14 protein-coding genes are annotated in these 14,910 nt (G+C 54.1%); 6 read left to right on the top strand and 8 right to left on the bottom strand.

The genetic code is table 11. The features are described from left to right. Nucleotides 1-46: 46 nt before the first annotated feature. Nucleotides 47-1,090 carry a queuosine 5'-phosphate N-glycosylase/hydrolase gene (locus KRAC_RS16900; RefSeq protein WP_007909088.1) on the bottom strand — a complete coding sequence of 348 codons (1,044 nt, stop codon included), beginning with the start codon at nt 1,088-1,090 and terminating at the stop codon, nt 47-49. 300 nt (nt 1,091-1,390) lie between these two features. Beyond that, nucleotides 1,391-2,056 (bottom strand): sigma-70 family RNA polymerase sigma factor, encoded by a 666-nt coding sequence (locus KRAC_RS16895; protein WP_007909087.1) that lies wholly within the window; start codon nt 2,054-2,056, stop codon nt 1,391-1,393. Between the two features lie 188 nt (nt 2,057-2,244). On the opposite strand from KRAC_RS16895, the gene KRAC_RS16890 reads away from it, so the two are divergent. Then, nucleotides 2,245-2,547 (top strand): zf-HC2 domain-containing protein, encoded by a 303-nt coding sequence (locus KRAC_RS16890; RefSeq protein ID WP_007909086.1) that lies wholly within the window; start codon nt 2,245-2,247, stop codon nt 2,545-2,547. Between the two features lie 49 nt (nt 2,548-2,596). Here KRAC_RS16890 and KRAC_RS61755 read toward each other — a convergent pair whose 3' ends face one another. From KRAC_RS61755 to KRAC_RS16860, 6 genes are all read right to left on the bottom strand, one after another. Further along, the gene (locus tag KRAC_RS61755) at nt 2,597-3,427 is read right to left on the bottom strand and encodes a DUF2085 domain-containing protein (protein ID WP_007909085.1); all 831 of its coding nucleotides are present in this window, start codon (nt 3,425-3,427) and stop codon (nt 2,597-2,599) included. A gap of 98 nt (nt 3,428-3,525) precedes the next feature. Then, nucleotides 3,526-4,242: a cytochrome c biogenesis CcdA family protein gene (locus KRAC_RS16880; RefSeq protein ID WP_007909084.1), complete on the bottom strand. Its 717-nt coding sequence runs from the start codon at nt 4,240-4,242 to the stop codon at nt 3,526-3,528. 106 nt (nt 4,243-4,348) lie between these two features. Further along, on the bottom strand, nt 4,349-6,091 hold the full coding sequence (locus tag KRAC_RS16875) for a HEAT repeat domain-containing protein (RefSeq protein ID WP_007909083.1): 1,743 nt from the start codon (nt 6,089-6,091) through the stop codon (nt 4,349-4,351). Nucleotides 6,092-6,422: 331 nt separating this feature from the next. Beyond that, nucleotides 6,423-7,007, bottom strand: a complete 585-nt coding sequence (locus tag KRAC_RS66005; RefSeq protein WP_007909082.1) for a hypothetical protein — start codon at nt 7,005-7,007, stop codon at nt 6,423-6,425. Nucleotides 7,008-7,225: 218 nt separating this feature from the next. Then, complete coding sequence (locus KRAC_RS16865) at nt 7,226-8,383, bottom strand: serine/threonine-protein kinase (RefSeq protein ID WP_007909081.1); 1,158 nt, start codon at nt 8,381-8,383, stop codon at nt 7,226-7,228. A gap of 268 nt (nt 8,384-8,651) precedes the next feature. Beyond that, nucleotides 8,652-9,575 carry a sigma-70 family RNA polymerase sigma factor gene (locus tag KRAC_RS16860; RefSeq protein ID WP_157506736.1) on the bottom strand — a complete coding sequence of 308 codons (924 nt, stop codon included), beginning with the start codon at nt 9,573-9,575 and terminating at the stop codon, nt 8,652-8,654. Between the two features lie 303 nt (nt 9,576-9,878). On the opposite strand from KRAC_RS16860, the gene KRAC_RS16855 reads away from it, so the two are divergent. The 5 genes from KRAC_RS16855 (at nt 9,879) to KRAC_RS75975 (ending at nt 14,886) form a co-directional block, all read left to right on the top strand. After that, nucleotides 9,879-11,528, top strand: a complete 1,650-nt coding sequence (locus tag KRAC_RS16855; protein ID WP_007909079.1) for a protein kinase domain-containing protein — start codon at nt 9,879-9,881, stop codon at nt 11,526-11,528. 272 nt (nt 11,529-11,800) lie between these two features. Further along, nucleotides 11,801-12,856 (top strand): RNA-guided endonuclease InsQ/TnpB family protein, encoded by a 1,056-nt coding sequence (locus KRAC_RS16850; RefSeq protein WP_007909078.1) that lies wholly within the window; start codon nt 11,801-11,803, stop codon nt 12,854-12,856. A 248-nt stretch (nt 12,857-13,104) separates the two neighbouring features. After that, a complete protein-coding gene (gene iscB, locus KRAC_RS16845) occupies nt 13,105-14,394 on the top strand; it encodes an RNA-guided endonuclease IscB (protein WP_007909072.1) in 1,290 nt (429 codons plus the stop codon). Between the two features lie 16 nt (nt 14,395-14,410). Next, on the top strand, nt 14,411-14,548 hold the full coding sequence (locus KRAC_RS75980) for a hypothetical protein (RefSeq protein WP_244422167.1): 138 nt from the start codon (nt 14,411-14,413) through the stop codon (nt 14,546-14,548). Then, the gene (locus tag KRAC_RS75975; RefSeq protein WP_338010120.1) at nt 14,497-14,886 is read left to right on the top strand and encodes a zinc ribbon domain-containing protein; all 390 of its coding nucleotides are present in this window, start codon (nt 14,497-14,499) and stop codon (nt 14,884-14,886) included. Before KRAC_RS75980 ends, KRAC_RS75975 begins: the two co-directional genes overlap by 52 nt. Nucleotides 14,887-14,910: the final 24 nt, after the last annotated feature.

The following is a 14,910-nucleotide window of genomic DNA, read 5'->3' as shown; positions in this document are numbered from 1 at the left end:
GCCTTGCCAAATCTATAGTAGAGTTGTTTTTATTGTAACAGTCAGGTTAATAGAATATTGTCCGTGTACGATGATAGGGTTGCATCTGCTCAGCGTCTTGCCCTATAAGCCAGAGGCGCTGATCCACCTCTGCTGGGGTCACGTTGTGCCCCAGGGTACGCATCCTGCGTTGGATCAACTCACATGCCCAGATGGTCGCGGCCCGAATCTCCACCTCTTCTTCGCTACCAGTGGGAAGGAGTTCCTGAGCATCAACGTGCTGTGCAAGCGAGGCGCTATATTCAAGGATATGGAAATGGCGCAGGACCTGGGGGACTTTGTAGTCCGCAAAGGCGGTGAGTTGCTCAAGGTCCGAGAATGCTCCCCATGACTGGCCATGAAAGGCGCTATAGAGGTCGGAGACACAGATCTGGGCACGCTTCAAGAAGCGTACCTCTCGTCCCCGATACATAGTGATATCGTTGAAAGAAGGAAAATAACTTGCCAGGAGTTGCGCCAGCCTGGGTGCGCTCCCTTGCGCTTGCTCGATAGCCTGAGAAAAGTTGCCCTGGAAGTGCTGTTGCAGGACCTGGCCAACCTCGTGCGCGTTGTGTAGACGTTGCTCAAAGAGCGGAATTTGCTGCGAACCACGAAAGATATGCGCAAGCGTTTTGGCATCAAGAGCGCATAGATAGGCGGCATCCCAGAGCGGCAGGCCCTCTTCGACCGCGCGCGTAAGGGCCGCGGCCTCCGCCCAGTAACCGTTGAGCGTCTGGCCTTTGTACTCAATGGTCCAGCGTGGCTGCTGCTTTTCGGCCCAGAAACAGAAGTTGAGTGCGTCAAGGAGCAGCATCCAGTTGACAGTGCGCAATCCTCCATCAAAGAAGTGATGCTCAACGTCCCATGGTATCTCGTCAAGAGCTTGACTCCCTCCAGGAAGCGCGGTGCCTTGTTGCCATTGCGCGCAGAAGCGCTCGATGTGTTCCGGGTTGATTCTGACATGCGTACTCTGGAGAACGACCGCGCGTGTGCTGGTCAACACTCCTAGCTGATCCTGTGCTGCAAGTGTGTAGCGATTATCTCTGTTGTGCCAGGCCTCGATATTCGCCATAAACAACCCTTTCCAGAAGATATGGTTTGATTCTACCGGGATTCGAGGTATCCGTCAATCTTTATGGCTCAAATGGCCGTATGATGCGTCCACCACTATTGCAGGGTTAAATGCGTTCATCGCTTCAGCAAAGTAAGCCTGGCATGGTTGGGTTGGGCTAGGTGGTAAGGGGGGAGAGGAAGCGGGCCTACGCACTTTTTATTGCGCGAAAAGCGACAGAAGACGACGTATAGCGTGCCTATCCCCTGGTGGCTACGATGGTCATCCAGGGGTGGAGCGGGAGAGCGATCAAGGCTACCGTTACGGCGTTCTGACGTAGCCTCGATCCTTCGCGTACTTCCAGAGCGACTTTTGCAGTTGGCGCCGGGCGCGCGAGATGCGACTCATGACCGTGCCAATGGGAATCTGTAGTGACTCGGCAATTTCTTTATAGGACAAGCCCTCGATATCCGCCAGGATGACGGGCATACGAAAGTTGTATGGCAGATCATTGAGCGCTTTATAGACATCCTCATCCAGGTATTGATTTAAGACCTCGTCTTCAACTCCCTGAGATAGCTCCTGCCCATTAATATCGCGAATTTGATTATAGAGATAAAACTCTTCTCCCTCGGGCAGTGAGGCCGGGGTTGGGTGTGTGGCCAGGCGACGATAGCGATTGATGGCCGACGTATTCAGAATACGGAAGAGCCAGGCGCGCAGATTGGTGCCTGGATGATAGGTATGCGCGAAGCGGAACGCCTTTAGCATCGTCTCCTGTACCAGGTCCTCGGCCTCCTGGGTATTATTCGTCAGGCGCAATGCTGTACGATACAGGCTATCAAGTTGCGCTACCACGCCCGCCTCAAAATCCTCTGTAACCGCATGTTCTGCCGACGCTACTGGTGTTCCCATATCGTCATCATCGTTTTCTATTTCCGGTTCCGTCTGCTGTTCATCTAACGCTTTCGGATCAAGTTCTGACATTAAGCTCTCCTCTAGTGCGCAAGGTCCCCCCTGTCTCTCTAGAATAGGGGCACCTTCTTGCAAGTACTCTCAGTATATCTCACTATGCTTTAGAATGAAAAGACCCCCAGGGAATGAAACTGGCTTCTCTTTATGTTAGAATGAACAGGTACAATGCAATGGCGAGCTAGGAGCAGGAGAATAGTTCTATGGGAGAAAATTTGGATTGCTTAAGCTGTTATGAAATTACAGCTCGTCTTCATCTCTATATTGATCGGGAACTCAATACGCAGGAAATCGAAATTGTGCAACAGCATCTGACGTCTTGCCCGCATTGCGAATGTCGCTTTCATTTTGACATGAGGGTCAAGCGCCTGGTTCATGACTGTTGTGCTATTGAGCGTGCGCCACAGCATCTACGCGAGCAGGTGATGCGCATCGCTCATGGAGAGCAGGTCGATATTAATCCCGAGTTAGCGAAGAAGATCAAAGCCGATTGGGAGGGATGTTAGATCGCGAGCAACATCGAGAGATGTTTGCCATGACTCAGTATGTGAAGCCTTAGTGAAGCCCCAGGGCCTGCAAGAGCCAGAGTTTGGCTTGTGCAAGCAGGAGGAGTTCACTCACCGTCAGGAGCAGGACTGGTCCCAGCAAGGGGAGCAACTGGCGGTATGCCGTAAAGGTTTCACAGCGTCTTCTCGCCAGGAGGATGCCCATCATGTTCAGGCTGCCTACCGCAAGTAGCAGGCCTAGCGTGCTTAAACTGGCTATGATATCTCCAGTAAGTGGTATGTGCGTGGCGATACTGCCAAAGCACAGGAGCAGGATGGGGAGAAAGATGCCAAGCAGCGCGCGCCAGGAGGCCAGGCTGCGTGAGTCATGGTAGTATTTCCAGACCATCTGATTGAGCGTTGGTAGCAAGAACACGGCGATGGCTAATCCTGTCAGTAAGCCCGTCCCCAGCCGTAACAGGTTGTTGGGTGTGTAGAGATGAGGGAGACGCAGATCAAGCGCGAGCGAGTTGCAGCCATCGATGACCAGGGCAAGCACACTTCCACCCAGGAAAAGGCGTAGCCAACGCGCAGGGTATTGTTGCGCCCTCCCTCTGCCACTCAGCACGAGTCCGGCAAAGGAGACGCAGAGCCCCAGGTAGATGCCAGTATCGCGCGCACACAGTGGCAGGGCCTCGGTTCCTGCGTAGAGCAGGTGGGTGGGCAGGTGCGCGCATATTCCACTATCTAGCCAGCGCAAGCGCTCCAGCAGTGTCTGCCCAGGGATCAGCCAGCAGAGCACCAACAAGCCAGGATAAGGCACGCTGAAGAGCAGCACGCGCCAGAGTATGCCGTGCCTGCTGTTTAGTCCTACCGCCTTGCCCCCTATTCCCGATTGCATGCTATTTCCCCGTTTAGTGTAAGTTCTGTGAGGGATGTGATGCGTGCTGGTAGCCGCAGGCTACCAGCACGCATCACATCCCTCACAGAATATTAACTTTAGCTCAGGCGAAAGTACGAATTGAACAGCGTTAAGAAGTTGAAGAATACAACCACCCCAGCGGCCATCATAAAGATGCCTGTCGCGATCTCAATTTTTCCCAGATGCGGTTTGAGGCGCTTGAGCAGAGCGCTAAGTTGATTCAAGCCCAGCCCCAGGAGCAGGAAGGGAATGCCCAGCCCCAGTGAATAGGCCAGCAAGAGTAGCACGCCTTGCTGAAGCGTCGAGGCGAACGCGGCCATATAGAGAATTGAGGCTAGGATTGGCCCTACACAGGGCGACCAGGCGATAGCGAAAACGATGCCCATGACTATAGAGACCCAGTAGCTTGGGCGCGATGGATAGTAATCAATACGCTTCTGATAGTAGAGGAAGGGGATCTTCAGGATCCCGGCCAGGTGCAGGCCAATCACAAAGAGTATAACGCCCCCAATGTGCCGCAAGAGCGTCAACTGGCTGACAAGAAACCTTCCCAGCGTGCTGGCGGTAGCCCCTAGCGCGACAAAGGCGATGGTAAAGCCAATGATAAAGGCGCTGGCATGTAGCATGGTCTTCAATCGCTGTTGCGTACCTGCCTGCTTATCCGCCACTTGATAGATGCTCTGCCCCACCAGTTGCCCTAGATAGATGGGGACAAGTGGTAGGACACATGGCGAAAGAAACGAGACTAATCCCGCCATAAACGCGATGCCAATGCTTAAATTAGAAGGACTCATGATTCTATAGCTACTCTCTTCCAGAGTATAACAAGATGGTAAAAGTTATTCAAAGTTATATATAGTATAGAGGGTTGTGTGTCCACGCGCAAATTGTGAACGCAGGTCAGGATTTTTGCCGCTGGCTCTTGTGGAGGATCTGCTGTGCCAGGTGCGCAAGTGGGTATGGCTGGGGGGTCTGCGCCAGGCGCGCCAGCTCTTGCAGGACCGCGCAGAAAATTGGATCGGCAGTCGTCGTCAATTGACAGAGAGCGTTAAAGGCGGTCTGGGCTACGTGCGGGTCCTCATCAAGCAGACTTTGAATCAGGCCAGGCACGGCCCAGCGTGCGCCGATATGCCCACAGACGAAGGCCGCGCAGGCCCGTACGCCGCTATCGCTATCAGTGAGGAGGCGCAGCATCTCATTCTGAGGAGGCATAAAGGTGGTGTGTGGACTCCAGAGCAAGCCGAGGAGTTCGATGGTGCGTTGTCTGACCCAGGCGCCTGGTACATTGAGTAGGAGCAGGATCAAGGGATCATTCGCGATGAACCCACTGATCTCCTGGAGCGCCTGGCGTTTCCCCTGTGTTCGAGCCTGGACTAGGATATAGGACAGCGAGTCTAGCGCCGTGACTTGCACCGCTTCATCGGCATCTTTGAGCGCGTGGAGCAGCCAGCGGACCGTGTTTTCGCGAATAGAGGCACGTAAGACTCCTCGCAGCATGCGCAGACCTTCGAGCGCTTCCATATGTGCCGGGTGGTCCCTATTGAGAGCAATCGTGCCAAAAACAGCGGCAACGTATTCTCCGCCGCAGGAGGCGAGGGTATAGCAAGCTTGCCGGCGTACCTCGCTCTCTGGAGAGCGTAAGAGAGGCATGATATAAGTATGCAGCGTATGGCGGCGCATCATTCTGCGCATCATGGATGAATTGGCTATCTCTTCAAGTGTCGTGAGGGCCAGAACCTGCAACGCTGGGCGCTCCGCTTGGAGCAGATCAATAAGCGTTGGAAGCAAAGAGGGGAGCGCGACCTTGCTCAGGGCATGTGAGGCCTGGGTGGCTAGCTCAGGCTCGGTAAGCGGATCTTCCAGGACATAGAGCAGGCAGGTCGTTAACTGCTCGCGTTGAGCGACCGAGAGATGGACCGGCAGTTCCGTGGCAAGCAAGAAGGCGACGGCCTTACGCACCTCAAAAGGGGCTTCGGGATTGAGCAATTGCAATAAAATATCCAGCCCAATGTACTCCCGGCAATGAAGCAACGTATAGGCCGCGGTCAGGCGGACCGGAAAATCTTCTTCCGAGTCCAGGCAGGCATAGAGTGCGCTGATAGTGGCTGGTGCAAGCGTTGTTCGGCCAGCGCGGGTCGCCAGCGTTATTGCCGAGGCATAGCGCACTGTCTTCCAGGGAGAGGCCAGTGCGGCACACAGTAGGTCTTCATAGTTGGTTCCGGGTAGGTGAGTGGTGGCCTCAATGGCACTGATCCAGAGCACTGGTCCCGCTGGCTCACTCAGTGTGGGATGCTTCAAGAGTTCATCCAATCTAAGCTCTGCCTTCTGACTGAGGTTAGCGAGCAGGCGGCTGCAATGCTCATACTGAGGGGGCCACCAGGGCCATGCGGGCACCAGGATTTCAGGTGTGTTGCTCAGGGTTGCCAGCACGAGGGGTAGGGTGGACGGACCGCAGCGAGCCAGGCGCCGTGTCGCTTGCACACGCACATGATAATCTGTATTAGGCGCTAGCAAGAGCCTGAGCGCTTCTTCAAGAATATGTGACGAACTTGCAGGCCCCGGTACGCTGTCCTGGTTATAAGGGAACGCATGACGCTGTGCATCCGAAGGCATCTGATCGTCTGGTGTGCTTTTTGTAATCATAGGTGCTATCTGACATCCTCGTGCGAAGAGAGTAATACTCTGTTTTAGTTATAGCTATTCTCACAAGCTATAGACTTGAGTATATATCCTCTCGTATCCCGCTTGTAGAGCGTTCTTAGCACCCCGAGATGTCCCACTTGACAGCGTATGGGCCAAATTCCGCGTTACCAGCTTCAAGCCGTTTGATGCTGGCAAGTCGATCACCGCTGAAAACATCGCGCAGGCCAAGCTGAACCAGTTAGAACTCCAGGTCCAGCGCGCCCGCGAAAAGCTCCAAGCGCTCCAGGGCGCGCTGGCACTCACCCTTGCAAAGGGAGGACTTTTTGCTGGACTAATGGGAATAGAGCGTGCGGCTCACCCCTCCATCACGTGAGCAGGCACTTGATCGCCCACCCGACTTACTATATTGCCCATCTTTGCACTCAACCACATAACCCTTCCCACTCGAAAACGAAGATATGCAGTTAAAGTACCCACAGAAGCCAGCGGGCGGATTGGTGATCACATTTCCTGGATTGAAATCATACCCCCAAGGGTTTCTATTGACGCCCGTGGCTGGGGCAGGCGATGGTGTCGGCGGTTGAATAGGTGTGGGCGTTGGGGATGGTTTAGGTGTGGGCATTGGTGTTGGGCTAAACGGGTTCATTGGTGTGTCCTGCGTCTTCACAGCAGGTGACGGTTGTGACGCAAGGAAATTGCCCGAGAACATGTGGGCGCTCGCGCTAGCGCACGAGAGGCAGAGCATGAGTACTACAAATATCGTAAAGCAGCCAATCCCGCCTTGCACCTTTTTCGATTGTTTTCTGTACCAGGCCCAGGGCGCGAAGGGTTGGCGTGGCGGGCGTGGTGGTGTCAATGGCAAAAACGGCGGAGATGGTAGCGGTATAAAGTGTGGTTGTGTTGGGTCATCATACATCCCTAAAATATATATTCCTTTCAGTAAATATACCTCTCATAATATACCTCTTTAGACGCGAAAGTGAGAAGGATTTAGGATATGCATGAACGTATCAAAATTTGAGCTTGGAGTAGTTGCGCTCGCTTGCCCAAAAACAAGCACGTGCAAGCTATAGACTTGCACGTAGCATCTTTAACAGGGCGTCAGAAGCAGATGCGCGCTATGTTAATGTGCCGCTAGGAGCGATGTGGTGGTCGAAAGAGCTTGTTCCACCAGGGGTGTTGTTCGGCGTGCTCCGATTGGAGTTCGGGTTGTGTCTGGTATGGGTCTTCCTTCCCCCTTTGAGATGTGTCCTGGCCCTTGCGAGCCTGAGCCACCTTGTCGGTGATTGGTTGTGGCGAGGGCGTGAAAGGAATATTCAGGCTTGGCAGTGTCGGCGTGTCCATTGGTCTTGATTGAGGCTGTGGTGTATGCATATAGCCTGAACGCTGAGTGTTTGGACGCTTAGGCGGCTGGATGGGAATATGGGCGCGCGGCGTCTGAATGCGTGGTACAGGGGGTAGGGAGGCCGAGAGCCGTAAGCCACGCAGCGCCTCCGCCAGCACTGCTGCGCTGGGATAGCGTTGTTCGCGGTCAAGGGCGAGGGCTGTAAGAATAATATGTTCCAGTTCGGAGGAGAGAGCCGGGTTATAGGTCCCTGGTGCAGGCGGCGAACCCTTCACGATGGTCTGCGTCAGTTCTGGCATATTGCGTCCAATGAAGGGACGATGTCCGGTGACCATTTCGTAGAGGACTACGCCAAGAGCATAGATGTCGCTGCGGTTGTCTAACTGGTGACCCCAGACCTGTTCTGGCGAGGCGTAGTAGATGCTGCCAACCAGGGTTTTGGTGACGGTAATTTGCTGATGACCAGGCGCGCGTGCCAGGCCAAAATCGGTGACTTTGATTTTGCCCCAGCGATCAAGCATAAGGTTCTCTGGTTTGATATCACGATGGATGACGTTGCGCTCTTTATAGGCGGCATCAAGCGCATCCGCGATCTGGGCGGCATACTCAGCCGCCAGGTGTTGCGGTAAAACCCCATCCATGTGCAGCAGATTGGCCAGCGTTGGCCCCTGGACATATTCCATGGCGAAGTAGAGGAGCTTATGGGATTCACCAGCGTCGTAGATGTGAATAATATTGGGGTGATTGAGGCCGGCAATAATTTGAGCCTCGCGAATAAAGCGTGCCATATATGAGGGGTCACGTGCGAGCGCCTTGGGTAATACTTTGATAGCTACTTCCCGCCCGAGAGCTACCTGCCGCCCCCGGTAGACGACCCCCATGGAGCCTCGCCCAATCTCTTCTTCCAGCAGAAACCCACCCAGGCTCTGACCAGCTAGTTCATTCATGCGCCACAACCCATTTCTTCTTCGAAGGATAAATAATGCATAATACGTTCCCTATTAGAATAAACGTATGCGAGTTGAAAAAGTGGTAGATAGAGAAAATGGTACCTATCTTTCTGGAAGGAGTGTACCAGCAGAAAAGTCAGTGTTTTCGCACGCAACAAGGGGTAGGGCACTTCTTGCACTTGAGAAGTACTCTACCCCTTGTTGCGGTATATTGCCCTGACGTACGACGCTACAAAAGCATATAGACACTGAGTCGAAGTAATTTCTAGTCCAGGTAATCCTTCAGGATACGGCTCGCCTGTGGATGACGGAGCTTGCGAATGGCGCGCTCTTCAATCTGACGGACACGTTCGCGTGTGACCTTGAGCTTTTTGCCGACCTCCTCCAGGGTATGGTCGTGGTCATCGATCAGACCAAAACGAAGCTCAATCACCTGGCGCTCGCGTACCGTCAATTGCCCAAGTACCTTGCGGATCTCTTCACGCAGGAGCTGTTGATCGGTGATCTCCATGGGGCCGCGTTCGCGTACATCTTCGATGATGTCTCCCAGGGTATTTTCTTCCTCTTCTGAAAGTGGGGCGTCCAGGGAGAAGACTTTTTCGGCCCAGATCAGGAGTTCGCTGACACGTTCAGCGGTCATGCCCAGGCGCTCACCAATAATCTCAGGCGTTGGCTCGCGTCCCAATTCCTGGTAGAGCTGACGCGTGGTACGTTTGACACGCATAACTTCTTCCATGATGTAGACAGGAAGACGGACAACGCGTGTGCCCTCCAGGATGGCGCGTGTGATAGCCTGTTTAATCCACCAGGTGGCGTATGTCGAGAAGCGGAACCCCTTACGATAGTCAAATTTGGTGACTGCGCGAATGAGACCAATGTTCCCTTCGCCAATAAGATCTTCAAGGGAGAGTCCCTGCCCAACGTACTTTTTGGCGATACTTACTACCAGTCGCAGATTCGCCTCGATCAGGTGGTTCCTGGCTTCTTTTTCGCCATTCTCCGCGCGTTCAGCAAGGCGGGACTCGCTTACGGCCGAGAGCAGAGGAATACGCGAAATTTCGCGCAGGTAGAGGCGGAGACTGTCACTCTGTGCCAGGCTGCTCAGCTCTGTTTCCTGGACGGTTTCGCGTTCTGTGTCTGCCGTTTTTTCACGGTCATGATCAGCATCAAACATCACGTTTCGTTCCAAATGTTTGCTCTCTTCTTCCTGCAACATGTACGTAAGATCAGATCAGTATGGCTTATTGTATCATACGTATGGCTTATTGCAAGCGACAGGGGCACATTTTTTTGTAGAGTTTCTCGTCGTTAAGATGTAACTGAGAGGTTGTTTCTATCGTAGAAGATTTTGCACGTCTCTAGGTATAGAGAGGAAATTATTGTACGATGATCTTGCCACAGGAAACGTTCTCTTTTTGAGAAAGCCTGCTTTCTGAACAGGGCGGAGCATACGCCTGGTTCAATAGTAATAGAAAAGGGAGAAAGCTCTGGTATGAGCTTGCCACTCGCACTGGCGCAAGGAACGGTTGTTGGGGGCCATTATGTCGTGGGGCCGCTGATCAATAGCGGTGGTTTTGGGGCCATTTATCGTGGAAGCGATACCAGCGAAAACAACCGGCCCTGTGCTATTAAAGAAACATATGATATCACCCCGATGGCGCGGCGACAGGGGCTAATGGAGGCCAGTGTGCTCTTTACTGTGCGTAGCAAGCACCTGCCCGAGGTATACGACGCCTTCGAGTCCAATGGCCGTTTCTACCTGGTAATGCAGCTTATCGAGGGGAAAAATCTGCTGGAATTGCTGCGAAGTCGCGTCCTCGGCGGTCGCGTGGGGGAGCAGGAGCCACACCAGGCCAGCAACGGTCCCTGTAGTGAGCAAGAGGTTGTAAACTGGCTCCTCCCCATCATGGATGTGTTGCACGAGTTGCATAGTCGTAGGCCCGCTATTATTCATCGTGATATTAAGCCTGGCAATATTATTCTTACGCCAGCTCAGACCACGGTCCTGGTCGATTTCGGCCTGACCAAGCTCTATCATCCAGACGAGGAGACGCAGACGCTGGTGAAGGCGGTGTCTGCCGGCTTTAGCCCACTTGAACAGTATACTGGCAAAACGGGACCCCAATCCGATATCTACTCCATGGCAGCCACGATGTACCTGCTCTTGACCAATCGCTTGCCGCCGCCCGCGATCAATCGCAGCTTTCAGGATCACCTGATCCCTCCCCGCCAATTGAATCCAGCGCTCTCTCAATCACTAGAGAATGTGCTCCTCAAAGCGCTCGCGGTGCGTGCTGAAGATCGTTTCGCCAATATGGCCGATTTCGCGAGTGCTATTCGTGATCCCCAGTTCGCGACCGCGCATTCCGATAAGACACTGGTCGCGCCTGCCTGGCCGGCGGGTTCACAATCATCTCAGCAGCCCTTGAAGCTCCCCGCTCCCCCACAGGCACAAGTGGCTAAACCGCAGCCTGCTCAGGCTGGTCAGCGCGGTTCCCAGCACCAGGTGCAACAACCACAACGTCAGGGGCAGCCGCCCCAATGGCCACGTACCCCTCAGCCACAGGGGCGTGCCCCACAGGCCATTCCCCAGGGGCAAAAGATGCAGCCACCCCAGGCGGCTTATATACCGCAAGTCGCCCCCAGTGCCTTTGGCCAGGGATGTCTCTGGGGTATTATTCAGGGCGTACTCTCGGCGCTCTTGATTCTCTTTTATCCACGCGAAGAGTACTTCTACCTGGCCATCCTGATGGGCTTTATGTTCTATGTCTTTTCCGGCTTTATCACCACTCATCGCGGTGGACGCTCACTACGCGGAGCCTGGTCGGGCCTCTGGGCGGGCGTGACCAGTACCATTACCTTCTGGTGCGTCTTGCTTGTAGGCCTGGTCATACAGTGGGCCCAGCATCTTAGAGGCTCAATGGAGCCTGGGGCGCCTGCGCGCATCTGGCAGGAAATCTTTCCTGAGTTTCTCAAGCGCCAGACGCAGGCCTCGACCAGTGGTCAGCAGGGGGCCAGTCCCCTTTTACTCTTCGTCGTCGGTGGCCTGATCATCTCCTTTGTCCTGGGCTGGATCGGTGGCATGCTTGGCCGCTCGCAATTCAAGGCCCGCTGGGCCAGGCTGCACCCCCAGCAACCCTGAATGGAAAGGGATATATTGTTGATGTGGCGTGGTCGGCAATTGCCGACCACGCCACATCAACAATATATCCCTTTTTATCCTAAGCGCCTCTGAAGACCCATGCATGAATGCAGGGGGATGAAAGAGGCGTTCCTTGTTGGAAGGGAGGGGAAGAGGGAAAAGGAGACTTGACAGAAAAGAACTGCTCCTGTATACTTTGACTCGAAAATGTGTTCTACTATTGGCAGCTTGTTTTCGTCTCGAAATAAGCAGGGAACGATGGAAGAGGAGAAATGGGCCTGGGAACCGTAAACGAGGAGCATGCACCGCAGACAGAGGAAGCGGTCTTGCCTGTGCGCGTCAAAGCCTACGTCTACCGTCTGTACCTCACGCGCAAACAAGAAGAAACCTTCCTCTGGACGCTTCGCCGCTGTAAAGAGCTCTACAATGCAGGCCTCGAAGAACGCACCACCGCCTACAAGATGACCGGTGTCTCGGTCTCCTATCGCAAGCAAGCCGACCAGTTGCCCCAGATCAAAGCGATACGCCCAGAATATCGAGAGATCCATTCCCAGGTCCAGCAAGACGTGCTGCGTCGCCTGGATAAAGCCATGCAAGCCTTCTTTCGTCGTGTGGCTGAAGGACAAACCCCAGGCTATCCCAGGTATAAATCGAACAGTCGGTATCATTCCTTCTCGTATCCACAGAGCGGGTTTGAGATCCTTGGAGCACTCAGCTCCCAGGACAAGAAGAGGAAGAACACCTGTCGGCTCGCCCTTTCCAAGATTGGGCATGTGAAGATGCGCATGCATCGACCCCTCAAAGGCCGCATCACCACCTGCACCATCAAGCGCGATGGCGACCAGTGGTATGCCATTTTTAGCGTGGAGCAGTCCTTCGACCCCAGCACAGTGGTTCATCCCAACAAGCAGGCGGTGGGCATTGATGTAGGTATCACTTCCTATGCCACTCTCTCTACTGGCGAGCAGATCGCCAATCCTCGCCTCTATCGCTCAACCGAAGCGCGGATCAAGGCCACTCATCGCACGCTCGCTCGACGCAAGCGAGGCAGTCATCGACGCAATCGTGCCAAGCGTGAGCTCACCCGACTCTATCGCAAGGTGCGCCATCGGCGGCAGGACTTTTTGCATAAAACCTCGCGTCGGCTCGTGAACCAGTATGGGATCCTGGTCTTTGAGCAGTTACAGATCCTCAACATGACGGCGAGACCCAAGCCCAAGAAGGCGGAGGCGTCTCCCACTGCCAACCTTTCCCAAGGGAGCATGTCCCTGGAGAGCACGGCCGTGGGGAGCGTGCAGTATCTTCCCAGTCAGGTACCCCATGCCTAAAGGCAGGGGCTTGTGAAAGCAAGCTCGGACCTGTCCAGACTTAGCCATGGACCTTCTGCGCGAGGCAGGAGGTTATCAGGCTACGATAGAGGAGAAGTGTTCAAGTTCCTACCTACAGGTGTGTGCCAGCCGGTAGCTCTAGAATCTCTGGGTTAAACAGCAAAGCGGGGTCTATGCAGTGCTCAGGGAAAAGTACCGCCCTCTATCATTGTCGAGGCAAACATTACCCTGGAAACAGGAGGCTCAACGTGAGCAATGTTTTTGTGATTGATAGTGACTGCAAACCTTTAAATCCGGTGCATCCAGGACACGCGAGGCGCTTGCTCAGGCAAGGGAAAGCAGCCGTGTTTAGACGGTATCCGTTTACCATTGTGCTCAAACGGGTGGTAGAACAGCCAGAGGTACAACCCTTGCACCTCAAGCTCGATCCAGGCAGTAAAACGACGGGAATTGCCCTGGTGAACGGCACCAACGGCAAAATTGTGTTCGCGGCTGAACTCTCACATCGAGGGCATGCAATTAAAGACAGTCTTGATAGCCGTCGTGCAAGTCGCCAGGGGCGTAGGCAGCGTAAAACACGCTACCGCAAGCCGCGATTTGACAATCGACGGAGGAAGAAGGGATGGTTGCCACCATCGTTAGAAAGTCGCCTTGCCAACATTCTGACGTGGGTAGCTCGCCTGTGTCGATATGCTCCCATTGCCACTCTCAGTCAGGAGCTTGTGAAGTTTGATATGCAATTGATGGAGAATCCCGACATTGCAGGTGTGGAATACCAGCAAGGAACCTTGCAAGGCTATGAGGTCAGGGAATACTTGCTGGAAAAATGGGAACGCACGTGTGCCTATTGTGGCAAACAAGATGTCCCGCTTCAGGTAGAGCATATCCATCCACGTGCCCGTAGTGGTACGAACAGGATGAGCAATCTTACCTTGGCGTGCGAAGCATGCAATACTGCCAAAGGCACTCAGGAGATCGAAGTCTTCTTGAAAAAGAAACCTGAAGTGCTCAAGCGTCTTCTCGCTCAGGTCAAAAAGCCACTCAAGGATGCCAGCGCTGTCAATAGCACACGATGTGCTTTGCTCGAACGGCTGAAAGCTATCGGCTTGCCTGTCGAGTGTGGGAGCGGTGGATTGACGAAGTTTAATCGTACCACGCGAGGACTCCCCAAAACCCACTGGCTCGATGCAGCTTGCGTAGGCAAGAGCACACCTGATGTGCTTTTGCAGAAGGGAGTCATCCCACTGCGCATCAAAGCGACAGGGCATGGGAGGAGGCAAATGTGTGTGCCTGACAAGTATGGATTCCCGAAGCAGCACAAAGAGCGCAAAAAGACATTTCTTGGGTATCAAACGGGTGATCTGGTCAAAGCCATCACGCCCAAAGGAACATTTGAAGGACGGATAGCCATTCGTCATCGGCCATCATTCCGACTGGAGAAGGTCGATATTCACCCCAAATATATGCGTTGTGTGCAACGATCCGATGGCTATGAGTATACACAGAAAGGAGTGCGCCATGCTCCTCCCCATGGCTAAAGCCAGGGGTCCCCGTATGGCGCAATTTTTAGATGGAGCTGTTGCCAAGAGTGGGCTGAATAAAAGTATTTTAGACGCGGCCTGGGGCCGATTCATCACGTTGTGTGCCTGCAAAGCGGAAGGGGCTGGCGGCATGGTGGTGAAGGGGAGCTAGTGCCCAAGGACCTCTCAGTGCGCTGGCACTCGTGTCCCACGTGTGGGGCTGAGCTCGACCGCGATGAGAACGCGGCCCGCAACCTGCTGCGGCGCTATGAGGAGCAAGGGACGCTTCTTCCAAGCAAGAAACCAAGCAAGAAAGGCAAGTCCACCCGTAGGGTGGCCGGGGCGGGAAGCGCCCTACAGCACCCGGTGGTCTCTTCGGAGAAACTGGGCCGCTGTCGAAGCCCACGCCTAAAGGCGTGGGGTACTTCACAAGACGAGCGTGTGAGACAAGACGAAAGGGGGACTTTTCGCTCAAGAGACACGCGTTTATGGTACTATCAGGAGAGATAGAAACCTGTTAGAGAAGGTGGAGTA

The sequence above is a fragment of the Ktedonobacter racemifer DSM 44963 genome (assembly GCF_000178855.1).
Classification (GTDB): domain Bacteria; phylum Chloroflexota; class Ktedonobacteria; order Ktedonobacterales; family Ktedonobacteraceae; genus Ktedonobacter; species Ktedonobacter racemifer.
The sequence above is the reverse complement of the archived record's forward strand: the minus strand, read 5'-3'. Positions and strand labels throughout refer to the sequence as shown.

Excerpts from the sequence above, each read along its gene's own strand:
- KRAC_RS16900 (WP_007909088.1), bottom strand. The coding sequence starts at position 1,090 with ATGGCGAATATCGAGGCCTGGCACAACAGAGATAATCGCTACACACTT.
- KRAC_RS16895 (WP_007909087.1), bottom strand. The coding sequence starts at position 2,056 with ATGTCAGAACTTGATCCGAAAGCGTTAGATGAACAGCAGACGGAACCG.
- KRAC_RS16890 (WP_007909086.1), top strand. The coding sequence starts at position 2,245 with ATGGGAGAAAATTTGGATTGCTTAAGCTGTTATGAAATTACAGCTCGT.
- KRAC_RS61755 (WP_007909085.1), bottom strand. The coding sequence starts at position 3,427 with ATGCAATCGGGAATAGGGGGCAAGGCGGTAGGACTAAACAGCAGGCAC.
- KRAC_RS16880 (WP_007909084.1), bottom strand. The coding sequence starts at position 4,242 with ATGAGTCCTTCTAATTTAAGCATTGGCATCGCGTTTATGGCGGGATTA.
- KRAC_RS16875 (WP_007909083.1), bottom strand. The coding sequence starts at position 6,091 with ATGATTACAAAAAGCACACCAGACGATCAGATGCCTTCGGATGCACAG.
- KRAC_RS66005 (WP_007909082.1), bottom strand. The coding sequence starts at position 7,007 with ATGTATGATGACCCAACACAACCACACTTTATACCGCTACCATCTCCG.
- KRAC_RS16865 (WP_007909081.1), bottom strand. The coding sequence starts at position 8,383 with ATGAATGAACTAGCTGGTCAGAGCCTGGGTGGGTTTCTGCTGGAAGAA.
- KRAC_RS16855 (WP_007909079.1), top strand. The coding sequence starts at position 9,879 with ATGAGCTTGCCACTCGCACTGGCGCAAGGAACGGTTGTTGGGGGCCAT.
- KRAC_RS16850 (WP_007909078.1), top strand. The coding sequence starts at position 11,801 with ATGGGCCTGGGAACCGTAAACGAGGAGCATGCACCGCAGACAGAGGAA.
- KRAC_RS75980 (WP_244422167.1), top strand. The coding sequence starts at position 14,411 with ATGGCGCAATTTTTAGATGGAGCTGTTGCCAAGAGTGGGCTGAATAAA.